Origin of the sequence: Solicola agrisoli, assembly GCF_049059935.1 — a bacterium.
GTDB lineage: Bacteria > Actinomycetota > Actinomycetes > Propionibacteriales > Nocardioidaceae > JAURVT01.
This window is the reverse complement of record NZ_JBMGQR010000040.1, coordinates 25,973-37,313: the sequence shown is the minus strand read 5'-3', so window position 1 is coordinate 37,313 and position 11,341 is coordinate 25,973. Positions and strand designations below refer to the sequence as shown.

At 73.4% G+C, this 11,341-nt stretch carries 11 protein-coding genes and 1 pseudogene; 10 read left to right on the top strand and 2 right to left on the bottom strand.

All coding sequences use genetic code 11. The annotated features are described in order from the left end of the window. The 4 genes and pseudogenes from ACI6PP_RS14450 to ACI6PP_RS14435 form a co-directional block, all read left to right on the top strand. Positions 1–344, top strand: a pseudogene (locus ACI6PP_RS14450) (NYN domain-containing protein); the annotation flags it as partial. Between the two features lie 28 nt (positions 345–372). After that, positions 373–1,395, top strand: coding sequence for an aldo/keto reductase (locus ACI6PP_RS14445; RefSeq protein ID WP_421112301.1), 1,023 nt, complete (start codon positions 373–375; stop codon positions 1,393–1,395). A 130-nt stretch (positions 1,396–1,525) separates the two neighbouring features. Further along, complete coding sequence (locus tag ACI6PP_RS14440) at positions 1,526–1,807, top strand: hypothetical protein (protein ID WP_421112300.1); 282 nt, start codon at positions 1,526–1,528, stop codon at positions 1,805–1,807. Positions 1,808–1,931: 124 nt separating this feature from the next. Beyond that, entirely contained in the window at positions 1,932–2,222 is a 291-nt protein-coding gene (locus ACI6PP_RS14435; protein ID WP_421112299.1) for a WhiB family transcriptional regulator, read from the top strand. A gap of 12 nt (positions 2,223–2,234) precedes the next feature. On the opposite strand, the gene ACI6PP_RS14430 is transcribed toward ACI6PP_RS14435, so the two are convergent. After that, the gene (locus ACI6PP_RS14430; RefSeq protein WP_421112298.1) at positions 2,235–2,900 is read right to left on the bottom strand and encodes a PAS domain-containing protein; all 666 of its coding nucleotides are present in this window, start codon (positions 2,898–2,900) and stop codon (positions 2,235–2,237) included. Between the two features lie 173 nt (positions 2,901–3,073). Between ACI6PP_RS14430 and ACI6PP_RS14425 the strand changes: the two genes are divergently transcribed. Both ACI6PP_RS14425 and ACI6PP_RS14420 read left to right on the top strand, forming a co-directional pair. Next, on the top strand, positions 3,074–4,060 hold the full coding sequence (locus ACI6PP_RS14425) for an ATP-binding cassette domain-containing protein (RefSeq protein WP_421112297.1): 987 nt from the start codon (positions 3,074–3,076) through the stop codon (positions 4,058–4,060). Continuing rightward, positions 4,057–4,899: an ABC transporter permease gene (locus ACI6PP_RS14420; RefSeq protein WP_421112296.1), complete on the top strand. Its 843-nt coding sequence runs from the start codon at positions 4,057–4,059 to the stop codon at positions 4,897–4,899. The genes ACI6PP_RS14425 and ACI6PP_RS14420 overlap by 4 nt, the downstream gene beginning before the upstream one ends. 10 nt (positions 4,900–4,909) lie before the next feature. Here the strand turns inward: ACI6PP_RS14420 and ACI6PP_RS14415 are convergent, their stop codons facing one another. Continuing rightward, positions 4,910–7,504, bottom strand: coding sequence for a glucosidase family protein (locus ACI6PP_RS14415; RefSeq protein WP_421112295.1), 2,595 nt, complete (start codon positions 7,502–7,504; stop codon positions 4,910–4,912). A gap of 174 nt (positions 7,505–7,678) precedes the next feature. Between ACI6PP_RS14415 and ACI6PP_RS14410 the strand changes: the two genes are divergently transcribed. The 4 genes from ACI6PP_RS14410 to ACI6PP_RS14395 are packed head-to-tail and all read left to right on the top strand — an operon-like array spanning position 7,679 to position 11,340. Beyond that, positions 7,679–8,929 (top strand): glycosyltransferase family 4 protein, encoded by a 1,251-nt coding sequence (locus ACI6PP_RS14410; RefSeq protein WP_421112294.1) that lies wholly within the window; start codon positions 7,679–7,681, stop codon positions 8,927–8,929. After that, on the top strand, positions 8,916–9,635 hold the full coding sequence (locus tag ACI6PP_RS14405) for a class I SAM-dependent methyltransferase (RefSeq protein ID WP_421112293.1): 720 nt from the start codon (positions 8,916–8,918) through the stop codon (positions 9,633–9,635). Before ACI6PP_RS14410 ends, ACI6PP_RS14405 begins: the two co-directional genes overlap by 14 nt. After that, positions 9,632–10,687, top strand: coding sequence for a prenyltransferase/squalene oxidase repeat-containing protein (locus tag ACI6PP_RS14400; protein WP_421112292.1), 1,056 nt, complete (start codon positions 9,632–9,634; stop codon positions 10,685–10,687). The genes ACI6PP_RS14405 and ACI6PP_RS14400 overlap by 4 nt, the downstream gene beginning before the upstream one ends. Further along, entirely contained in the window at positions 10,666–11,340 is a 675-nt protein-coding gene (locus ACI6PP_RS14395) for a class I SAM-dependent methyltransferase (RefSeq protein ID WP_421112291.1), read from the top strand. Before ACI6PP_RS14400 ends, ACI6PP_RS14395 begins: the two co-directional genes overlap by 22 nt. The last annotated feature ends 1 nt before the right edge of the window (position 11,341 follow it).

Below are 11,341 nucleotides of genomic sequence, written 5' to 3'. Positions count from 1 at the left end.
CCCTCGTCGCGATCGGCTACCGCCCCGTCCCGCTGGCCGGCCGTCCGGATCAGAAGGTCGTGGACATCGGCGTCCAGCTCACCCTCGACGCGCTGGTCGGCCACGACGCCGACGTGCTGCTCGTCAGCCACGACGGTGACTTCGCACCGCACATGAGGGCGCTGATGGACGGCGAGCGTCGCGTGGGGCTGCTCGCGCTGCGCGAGTTCGCGAGCACGCAGTACGCCGCGATGGACATGCCCGTCCACGACCTCGAGGACGACGTGGGCGCGTTCAACGTGCCGCTGCCGCGCGTCAAGATCATCGCGCTCGACGACTTCGACCCCGAGCGCTTCTTGCGCTAGACCGCGCTCGAGGGTCCACGATGGCCAGATGATCACTCGCACCCTGGGCCGCACCGGCACCGTCGTCTCCGCACTCACCCTCGGCACCATGACCTTCGGGGCCGAGACGGGGGAGGAGGGTGCCCACGACCAGCTCGACGTGTTCGTCGAGTCCGGCGGCAACCTCGTCGACACCGCCGACGTCTACAACGCGGGCGTCTCGGAGGAGATGATCGGCCGCTGGCTGGCCGCGCGCCCGGCCGAGGTGCGCGACCGGGTGGTGCTGGCGACCAAGGGTCGCTTCCCCATGGGCGACGACGTCAACGACGTCGGGCTGTCGCGCCGCCACCTGCAGCGCGCGCTCGACGCGTCGCTCACCCGGCTCGGCGTCGACTGCGTCGACCTCTACCAGGTGCACGCGTTCGACCCGCTCACCCCGCTCGAGGAGACGTTCTCGACGCTCGACGACGCCGTGCGCGCCGGCAAGGTGCGGCACGTCGGTCTGTCGAACTACACCGGCTGGCAGGTCCAGAAGGTGGTGGCGCTGGCCCGCGAGCGCGGCTGGGACGCCCCGGTCACGCTGCAGCCGCAGTACAACCTGCTCGTGCGCGAGCTGGAGTGGGAGATCGTGCCGTCCTGCCTGGACGCCGGGCTCGGCCTGCTGCCGTGGTCGCCGCTGGGCGGTGGCTGGCTGACCGGCAAGTACCGGCGCGACGAGGAGCCCACCGGCGCCACCCGGCTGGGCGAGGACCCCGAGCGCGGGGTCGAGGCCTACGCCGGACGCTCCTCGCGCCAGCGCACCTGGGACGTCGTCGACGCCGTGCGCGAGGTCGCCGAGGGCCGCGGGGCGACGATGGCGCAGGTCGCGCTCGCCTGGCTGCGCGACCGTCCGTCGGTCACGTCGGTGATCCTCGGCGCGCGCACCACCGAGCAGCTCGTCGACAACCTCGGCTCGGCCGACCTCGTGCTGGAGGCCGCCGAGGTCGAGGTGCTCGACGCCGCCAGCGAGCCCGACACCGCCGACTACCCGTACGGCGGGCCCGGGCGCGAGCAGCGCTCACGGTCCCTCTGAGACAGGTCCACGCCTGCTCCGCGTTGCCTCAAGACCATCCGCGAGCCGGTCGGGGGCGCCGCGGCGGTCCTAGGCTGACGCATCGGTTGGACCCGCAGCCGGACGCCCGCACGCGACTCGAGGACGCACCATGGCGCTCCACCACCTGCACCTGCACCGACGGTCGGACGCGACCGTTCCCCGGCTGCGGCCCGTCGACCCGGACGGCTGCTCGCCGGCCACGGTCGCCGACGTGGCCCGGCTCCTGCACCTCGACGCCGCGCACTGCAGGCGGGCCATGGTGCTGTGGTCCGGGGCCATCGGCGTGCCCGTCGAGACCCTGCTGCAGTGCGTCGCCGACCGCGGCGACAGCGACCCCGGGCCGCCCCGGTGGGCCGTCGAGCGCACCCGGTCGACCCCCGGATGTAGATGAACATTGAATGACCAAGGGTCGCCTCCCTTGTGCTCGTGACCAAGTTCTGGCTAGGTTCTGAACAAGTTCTTCGGCGCCAGCTCGCGCCGGGCACATGACGGGGCGCGACGAAGGAGATCACATCATGGCGAACCTCTCACGGCTCCCGATGCCCATCCACGAGACCTACGACTGGCAGTACGAGGGCGCGTGCAACGACGCCGACCCCGAGACCTTCTTCTCGCCCGAGTTCGAGCGCGGCCCGCGCCGCGCCCGCCGCGAGGACGCCGCCAAGGCGTTCTGCGCCCGCTGCCCCGTGGTCAAGGAGTGCCTCGAGCACGCCCTGCAGGTGCGCGAGCCGTTCGGCGTCTGGGGCGGTCTGACCACCCGTGAGCGCGAGGAGCTCGGCGCCCGCGAGGTGGCCGCCGCGGTCTGAGCCGCGCGGAGGTCAGTCCTGGTCGAGGACGTCGTCGACCTCGTGCCGCAGCTCGGGCAGCGAGCGTCGGATGCCGGTGGCCCGCTGGAAGTGTTGGACGAGGTGGCCCGCGACGGTGTGCTCGTCGGTGTGGGTGCGCGTGGCGCACTCGCGCATCAGGTCGGACGCCTGCGCGTCGTCGACGTCGAGGATCCCCATCAGCATCCCCCGCGCCTTCGACAACAGCGCGTGACGCCGGGCCGGCTCGTCGAGCACGTCGAAGTCGGCGATGACCGCGGCGAACTCGCGGTCGAGGTCGCTGCGCCGGGCCATCGGGGTCAGGTCGATCAGGTAGCCGACCATCATCGGGCCCTGGTCGGGCTCGCCGTCGACGACCTGGCCGACGCCGAGCACCGAGAGCGTGCGGCCGGTGCGGGTGACGATCCGGTAGAACTGGTGGAACGAGCGGCCCTGCGTGACCGCGTCGGCCACCTCGGCCACGGTGGCGGTGTCGTCCGGGTGCTGGAAGTCGACGAGGGTCTGGGTGGTCATCACCTCGTCCTCGGGGAGGCCGAGCATGCGACGCACGTCGTCGGACAGCGTCCAGCGGTCGGCGGCGATCTCGTAGCGGTACCCGCCGACGGGGACGTCCCGTCCGTGGGTGACGGCGCGGACGTACCTCTCGGCGTCTCCACGCATGGTGTTCCTCCCGGTCCCGTCTCGCCGAACGTCGAGATCCATGCTAGCCAGCCCGACGGGTGCCGACGCACGGTGTGGAGATTCTTGACCGCGTCCCGATGAGTTCTGGTCGGACCCTGGTCTGACCATGCAGGGAGCCGGTGACCGCCGGCCCACCGCAGGAGGGACCAGCCATGACCGACCTCGCGATCGAGACCCACGGGCTCGTCAAGGTGTTCGGCGACAACCGTGCCGTCGACGGCGTCGACCTCGCGATCTCGTCCGGCGGCGTGCACAGCGTCCTCGGGCCCAACGGCGCGGGCAAGACCACCGTCATCCGGATGCTCGCGACGCTGCTGGTGCCCGACGGCGGCACCGCCCGCGTCCTCGGGCACGACGTCGTCGACGAGGCCGCCGAGGTGCGCTCGCGGGTGGCGCTCACCGGGCAGTTCGCCTCGCTCGACGAGGACCTCACCGGTCTGGAGAACCTCGTCCTGCTGGCCCGGCTGTACGGGTACTCGCGATCCGCCGCCCGCGACCGCGCGACCGAGCTCCTCGACGCGTTCGACCTCGGTGCCGCGGCGGGCAAGCAGGTCAAGGCGTACTCCGGCGGCATGCGGCGACGCATCGACATCGCCGGCAGCATCGTGGTCCGTCCCGACCTGATGTTCCTCGACGAGCCCACCACCGGCCTCGACCCGCGCAGCCGCAACCAGGTCTGGGAGATCGTCCGCGCGCTCGTCGGCGCCGGCACCACGATCCTGCTCACCACGCAGTACCTCGAGGAGGCCGACCAGCTGGCCGACCGGATCTCGGTGATCGACCACGGACGCGTCATCGCCGAGGGCACCAGCGGCCAGCTCAAGGCGTCGGTCGGGTCGGGCGCCGTCAAGGTGCGGGTGGCCGACCCGGCCGACCGTGACGAGGTGGCCCGGCTGCTGGCCGAGTCGCTCCGGGCCGAGCCCGTGCTCGAGTCCGACGTCGCGGCGATGACGATCCGCGTCGACGACCCGTCCGCCGTGGCCGGTGCGCTGCACCGCGTCGGCGAGCACGGGCTCGTCGTCAGCGAGTACGCGCTGGGCCAGCCCAGCCTCGACGAGGTCTTCCTCGCCCTCACCGGCCGTCCCCCGGAGGACGACCCCGACGACTCCACCCCGACCGGCCAGGAGGTCCCGGCATGAGCACCGACCTGCAGCAGACGTCCACACCGACCCTCGACGCCAAGGTGGTGGCCGCCCTCGGCTCCTCGGCACGTCCGCCGCGCGCCACCGCGCTGGCGTCCTCGCTGACGTTCGGGTGGCGGGCGCTGCTCAAGATCAAGCACGTCCCCGAGCAGCTGTTCGACGTGACGATGTTCCCGATCATGTTCACGCTGATGTTCACGTTCGTGTTCGGCGGGGCGGTGTCGGGCTCGCCGGGGGAGTACCTGCAGTACGCGCTGCCCGGCATCCTGGTGCAGACGGTCGTCTTCATCACGATGTACACCGCGATGACCATCAACACCGACATCGAGAAGGGCGTCTTCGACCGGATCCGGTCGTTGCCCGTCTGGCGGCCGTCGCTGCTCGTCGGGGCGCTCCTCGGCGACACCCTGCGCTACCTGCTGGCCTCGTCGATCGTCCTGCTCGTGGGCGTGGTCATCGGCTACCGGGCGCCGGGCGGGTTCGGCGGCGTCGTGCTCGCGGTGGCCCTGCTGCTGATGTTCTGCTTCTCGCTCAGCTGGCTGTGGCTGATCCTCGGGCTCAAGCTCCGCACCCCCAACGCCGTGATGGGCGTCGCCATGATGGTGCTGTTCCCGCTGACGTTCGTCAGCTCGGTGTTCGCGCCGCCCGAGACGATGCCCGACTGGCTGCAGGCGTTCGTCGACGTCAACCCGGTGACGCTGCTCGTCGAGGCCGCCCGCGGGCTGATGGACGGCGAGCCCGCGTCCGGCGAGGTGCTGGTCGTCGTGGCGCTGTCCGTCGCCGTCACCGCGGTCTTCGCGCCGATCGCGATGCGGATCTACAACCGCAAGTCCTGACGACGCCGCCTCAGCGCAGCGACACCGTCAGGCGGCTGGTCCCCCGGGACGACCCGGCGTCGACGCGGACCTCGGTGCCGCGGGCGGTCGTGACGATCGTCGGGCGCACCCGGCGGCCGTCGAGCCTGACCTCCCGCACGCGCTCACCCGCCGGCACCAGCGCACCGATCGTCAGGTGCCAGGCGCGGGTCTGGCGCACGCGGGTCCGCAGGGTCGACGTGCTCCGCGTCGCCGTGACCGCGACGGCGCCCGAGCCCAGGCGCACGTTGCTCCCGGCGACGGTGCGCTGGCCGTCCGGCACCTGCGGGACGACCGCGAGCTCGTCGCGGCCGAGGTCGGGGGCGATGCCCAGCTGCTGGTGCACGACCGGCCACACGGTGCCGTAGGTGCCCCAGGCCTGCAGCACCATCGAGCGCTCGGTGAAGAGCTTGTCGATGTTGGTGCCCGCGTCGGGCGACGGGGCGATCTCGGGCATTGCCCCGGGCAGCTCCCAGACGTCTGGGTCGAGCTGGACGGTCGCGTTGGCGTCGGTGTAGCGCCGCTGCTGGCTCGCGCCCATCCGTCCGAGGGCGCCCTCGGCCACCGCCATCAGCGCGGTGTTCAGCGTGAAGGCCGTGCGCAGCGCCGGCACCGTCGAGACCGCGGAGTCGCAGCTCGGGCCCTCGACGTCGTCGGTGACGCTCGTCCGCCCCGAACCGGTGTGGTACTGCCCGTAGGTGCCGGTGAAGCAGGGCTCCTCGCGCTTGGCCACGAGCGTGCGGGCGTGGTCGAGCGGCGCGAGCGGGCCGTCCACCCGGCCCGGGCGGGTCAGCTCGGCCTCGACCGGGGTGAGCCCGATCCAGTGCCGCTGGAAGACGCGGGTGTTGTCGGGTCCGTCGAGGGAGTCGGCGTACTGGTCGGCCGTCGGGCCGAACCACCAGGTGCGGTCGAACCGGCTCTCGAGGTCCTGGGCCTTCGTCGTGGCCCACCGTCGCGTGGCGTCGTCGCCCACGGACGTGGCGAGGTCGGCGAGGTCGCGCAGGCCCCGGATCGTGTAGACCGCGTTGTCGAGCTTCTCCTCGCCGAGGCCGGGCGTCTCGACGTTGCCGTTGCCCTCGGGCCAGCCGTCGCCGTCGGCGTCGAGCTCGCGGTAGATGTAGCGCATGTTGCTGCGGGCGAAGGAGTACATCTCGTTGCGGAAGGCGTCGTCGCCGGTCCAGCGCCAGACCAGCGCCACGATGCTGGGGAACTTGGCGGTCTCGTCGGTGTTGCCGGCGTCGGCGTTGGCCCCGAAGAACACCGTGCCGTCGGGCGTCACCTCGTGGACGACCTTGCCACTGGTGCCGTTCGCGGCCAGGCTCACGTCGCGCAGCGCCCGCAGGTGCGCCTTGATGGTGTCGATCTGCCCGCTCGCCACCGCGGCGTAGGCCGAGTACTCGCCGTCGGTCGCGAACAGCCAGGGGTAGTCGGGGAAGCCGGCACCGAACCAGCGGGCCCTGCGCACCGTCCCGGTGGGCGCGGGGTAGCTCTCGCCCGCGTTGGCGGTGCGCACCTGCAGGTCGCGCGACTCCTGCACCGACTGGGCCAGGTTCTGCTTGCTCCAGGCGATGCTGCGCTCGAGGAGACGGTCGCCCGGCAGGCTCACCCGCGTGCGGGCGTCCACCTCGCGGCGCGAGGCGATCGTCCGCCGGAGCAGCGCGGCGGGACGTCGCAGGGCCGCGGCCTGCTGGGCGCGCGCGTCGGCGACACCCCGGTCTGACCCGTCCACGGAGAACCACACCGTCCGCCCGCCGGCCGGGACCGTGACGCGGTAGCGCAGCTGCCCGCCCGTGCCCCGGCCGTAGGCGGTGTCGTCGCAGCGCGCCGGCTGCGTGGGCGTGCCCTCGCCGGACGGAGGGCAGATGACGGCGGGGTCCTGCGGGCCGCGGTGGTCGGGGCCGAGGGACGTGCCGGTCGGTGTCAGGTCCGAGCCCACGAGGGCCGCGTAGTGGTGCCCCTCGGCGTTCGCCACCGGCGGGGTGCCGTCCTCGCGGAACAGCAGGCTCCGTCCCGACACGGCACCGGTGTCCTGCAGGTTGTAGTCGCTCTGGCCGGGCGTGGTCTCGCCCCACGGGTAGGCCTTCATCAGCTCGGAGTGGGCGTCCACGGCGAGGTCCACGGTGGTGGCGCGCCGGGACGACAGGCGCAGCCCGACCAGCCCGGCCCGCAGGCCGTCCGGCGCGAAGTCGGTGCGCGTCACCGAGACGCCGCCGTGCGTGCCGAGGTCCATCTCCTGGTAGCCCCAGCCGTTGGTGTACCGCCGCGACGTGAGCCAGGTGTCGCCGAGCCGGAACCACAGCCCGTCGAGCACCTTGACGGGTGGGGTCCAGAAGCCGCCCATCTCCCCGCGGGTGTGGAACCCGGTGGCGGGGTAGCCGCCGTCCTCGGTGCCCATCTGCCAGAACCGGTCGCCGACCACCAGGCTGCGCCGGTCGGCCAGACGCGTCGACGTGGACAGCTCGGGCGTGCGCGTGGAGCGGGGCCCGTCGCGGTGGCCGTCGTCGGCGACGGCGACCGAGGTGGCCAGCAGCGGCACGGCGAGCGCGGCGGCGGCGAGAGCGGCGACGAGGGGGTGGGGGCGGCGCACGGAGACCTCCGGGGGACGGGTGTGCTCCATGTCACACCCGATGGGTGTCGGCGGCAACCGGCCTCCTCCAGCGGGACGAGACGGGGCCCGAGCCGCGGTCGCGTCCTACTCGCTGGTAGTCGGCGCGACCGGACCGGGCATGATGGGGTCGAACCACGTCCACGAGGAGGCCCGGTGCGGATCGCACTGCTGTCGTACCGGAGCAAGGCCCACTGCGGCGGACAGGGCGTCTACGTGCGCCACCTCAGCCGCGGGCTCGTCGAGCTCGGTCACGAGGTCGAGGTGTTCTCCGGCCAGCCCTACCCCGAGGACCTCGACCCCCGTGTGCGGCTGACGAGGGTGCCGAGCCTGGACCTGTTCCGCGAGCCCGACCCGTTCCGCCGTCCGCGGCGCGAGGAGTTCACCAGCCGCGCCGACGTCCTGGAGTACGCCCTGACCCTGACGGGCGCCTTCGCGGAGCCGTTGACGTTCAGCCTGCGCGTGGCCCGGCTCATGCGCGAGCGCGCCCGCGAGTTCGACGTCGTGCACGACAACCAGAGCCTGGGCTACGGGCTGCTCGCGCTGCTGCGGCGCGGCGTCCCGCTGGCCGCCACCGTGCACCACCCGATCAGCCGCGACCGGGCCGTCGAGCTCGAGGCCGCGTCGTGGCGGCGGAGGCTGTCGGTGCGGCGCTGGTACTCGTTCGTGCCCATGCAGGCCCGTGTCGCCCGCCGCATCCCGGTGGTGCTCGCCGTGGCCGGCACCTCGGCCGCCGACTCCGTGCACGACTTCGAGCTCGACCCCGGCCGGATGCGGGTGGTGCCGCTCGGCGTCGACACCGACCTGTTCGCGCCGCCGGAGCACCGGGTGCCCGGACGCATCGTCGCCGTCGCGAGCGCCGACCGTCCGCTCAAGGGCGTGGTGCACCTGCTCGAGGCGATGGCCAAGCTGCGCACCGACCACGACGTCGAGCTCCAGCTCGTCTCGAACCTCGAGCCCGGCGGGCCCACCGAGCGGCGCATCGCCGAGCTCGGCCTCGGCGACGCGGTGCACGTCAGCAGCGGCCTGAGCGACGAGGACCTCGCCGCGCTCATCGCCTCGGCGGAGGTGATGTGCGTGCCGTCGCTCTACGAGGGGTTCTCGCTGCCCACCGTCGAGGCGCTGTCGTGCGGGACGCCCGTCGTCGCGAGCCGCGCGGGCGCGCTGCCCGAGGTGGTGGGCGACGACGCCGTTCTCGTCGAGCCCGGGGACCCCGAGGCGCTGGCCGCCGCCGTGCGCGCGCTGCTCGACGACCCCGAGGAGCGGAGGCGTCTCGGCGAGGCCGGACGTCGCCGCGCGCTCGAGCGCTACAGCTGGACGTCGGTCGCGCGCGCCACCGTCCGTGCCTACGACGAGGCCGTCACCGCGGCCCGTACCCGCAGAGGAGCCCCCCATGCTGACCGTTGACTTCGACCGCCTCCGCGTCGGGCGCGGCACCCGGTTCATCGACGTGGGTGCCGGCGCCGGCCGCCACTCCTACGAGGCGCTGCGACGCGGCGCCGTCGTCACCGCGTTCGACATGGACGAGGTCGAGCTCAAGGGCGTCGACGACATGTTCGGCGCGCTCGACGCCGCCGGCGAGGTGCCGCCCGGTGGCAGCGCCGAGGTGCGCGTGGGCGACGTGCTCCAGATGCCCTACGACGACGGCGAGTTCGACGTCGTCCTGGCCTCGGAGATCCTCGAGCACGTGCCGCAGGACGAGCGTGCGATCGCCGAGCTGGTGCGCGTGCTCGCGCCCGGCGGCGTCCTCGCGGTCACGGTTCCGCGCTGGCTGCCCGAGCGCGTCTGCTGGGCGCTGTCGGACGAGTACCACGCCAACGAGGGCGGGCACGTGCGCATCTACCGCGCCGACGAGCTCGCCGCGAAGGTCGTCGCCGCCGGCATGGAGGAGACCCACCGCCACCACGCGCACGCCCTGCACGCCCCGTTCTGGTGGCTCAAGTGCGCGGTGGGTGTCGGGCGCGAGCAGCACCCGCTGGTGCGCGCCTACCACCGCCTGCTCGTGTGGGACATGATGCAGGCGCCCGCCGCCACCCGTCTGGCCGAGAAGGCGCTCGACCCGGTGATCGGCAAGAGCGTGGCTCTGTACTTCCGCAAGCCGCTCACGTCGTGACGCCGGCCCTGGTGGGCGTGCTCACCGCCGCGCAGGTGCGGCAGACCGCCGACAGCATCGCGTCGGTCCAGCACGCGTCCGGGGCCGTGCCGTGGTCGGACGGCGGGCACACCGACCCCTGGGACCACGTCCAGGCGGCGATGGCGCTGGCGGTCGCCGGACGAGTCGACGACGCCGAGCGCGCCTACGCCTGGTCGCTCAGGACCCAGCGTGCGGACGGGTCCTGGGCGATCCGCTACCGCGACGACGCCGTCGAGGACCCGCACACCGACTCCAACTTCTGCGCCTACCTGGCCACCGGCGTCTGGCACCACTGGACGCTGACGGGCGACCGCGCGTTCGTCGACGTCATGTGGTCCGCGGTGGCCCGCGGGGTCGACGCCGCGCTCGCGCTGCAGCGGCTCGACGGCGCCGTGGCGTGGGCGTCCGCGCCGGGCGGCGTGCTGCCCGAGGCCCTCGTCACCGGCAACGCCAGCATCCACCTGAGCCTGCGCTGCGCCCTCGCGCTGGCCGACGTCGTGGGCGAGAGCCGCCCGGACTGGGAGCTCGCCGCCGGCCGTCTGCGGCACGCGCTCGACGACCACGCCGACCTGTTCGAGCCCAAGCCCACCCACGCGATGGACTGGTACTACCCGGTGCTCGGCGGCTCGCTGCCGCGCGAGCGCGCCGAGGCGCACCTGGACGCGCGGTGGGACGAGTTCGTCGTCGACGGCCTGGGCGCCCGCTGCGTCTCGACCAACCCGTGGGTGACCGGCGCCGAGACGTGCGAGCTGGCGCTGGCCCTCGACGTCGTGGGCCGCACCGACGAGGCCCGCGCGCTGGTCGCCGACGTCCAGCACCTGCGCGAGGACGACGGCTCGTACTGGACCGGCCTGGTGTTCAGCGACGGCAAGCGCTGGCCCGCCGAGCGCACCACCTGGACAGCGGCCACCGTCGTCCTGGCCGCCGACGCGCTCTCGCGCACGACGCCCGCCCACGGCCTGTTCCGGGGGGTCGACCTCCCCGCCTGCGACTGGAAGGTGACCGACGCATGTCCGTGCCCGACGCCGTGACCCCGCTGCCCGACGACCTCGCCGCCCTGGCCGGGTCGGTGCGCGGCTTCATGCCCACCGACGAGGGCGCCGCCCTGCACGCCGCCGTGACGGCCTACGCCCGTGACGGCGGTGTCGTCGTCGAGATCGGCAGCTACTGCGGCAAGTCGACCATCTACCTCGCGCACGCCGCCCGGGCCGTCGGGTCGAGCGTCGTCACGCTGGACCACCACCGCGGCTCCGAGGAGCACCAGGTGGGCTGGGAGTACCACGACGCCTCGCTCGTCGACCCCGTCTCCGGCCTGATCGACACGCTGCCGCTGCTGCGGCGCACCCTGGAGCAGGGCGGGCTGGAGGACGTCGTCGTGCCGATGGTCGGTCGGTCGGTGGACGTGTCGCGGTGGTGGCGCACCCCGGTCGACCTGGTGTTCGTCGACGGCGGGCACACCGACGCCGCCGCGCAGGCCGACCTGCACGGCTGGGCGCCGTGGGTGCGCCTCGGCGGCGCCCTGGTCGTCCACGACGTGTTCCCCGACCCCGCCGACGGCGGTCAGGCGCCGTACCGCATCTACCGCGAGGCCATCGACGGCGGCGAGTTCGCCGAGGTGTCCGTCACCGGCTCCCTGCGCGTGCTCGAACGCGTCGCCGGCCCACCCGTCCCGTCCGCGATCTGAA

Excerpts from the sequence above, each read along its gene's own strand:
- ACI6PP_RS14430 (WP_421112298.1), bottom strand. The coding sequence starts at position 2,900 with ATGCGTGGAGACGCCGAGAGGTACGTCCGCGCCGTCACCCACGGACGG.
- ACI6PP_RS14395 (WP_421112291.1), top strand. The coding sequence starts at position 10,666 with ATGTCCGTGCCCGACGCCGTGACCCCGCTGCCCGACGACCTCGCCGCC.
- ACI6PP_RS14440 (WP_421112300.1), top strand. The coding sequence starts at position 1,526 with ATGGCGCTCCACCACCTGCACCTGCACCGACGGTCGGACGCGACCGTT.
- ACI6PP_RS14420 (WP_421112296.1), top strand. The coding sequence starts at position 4,057 with ATGAGCACCGACCTGCAGCAGACGTCCACACCGACCCTCGACGCCAAG.
- ACI6PP_RS14445 (WP_421112301.1), top strand. The coding sequence starts at position 373 with ATGATCACTCGCACCCTGGGCCGCACCGGCACCGTCGTCTCCGCACTC.
- ACI6PP_RS14405 (WP_421112293.1), top strand. The coding sequence starts at position 8,916 with ATGCTGACCGTTGACTTCGACCGCCTCCGCGTCGGGCGCGGCACCCGG.
- ACI6PP_RS14425 (WP_421112297.1), top strand. The coding sequence starts at position 3,074 with ATGACCGACCTCGCGATCGAGACCCACGGGCTCGTCAAGGTGTTCGGC.
- ACI6PP_RS14435 (WP_421112299.1), top strand. The coding sequence starts at position 1,932 with ATGGCGAACCTCTCACGGCTCCCGATGCCCATCCACGAGACCTACGAC.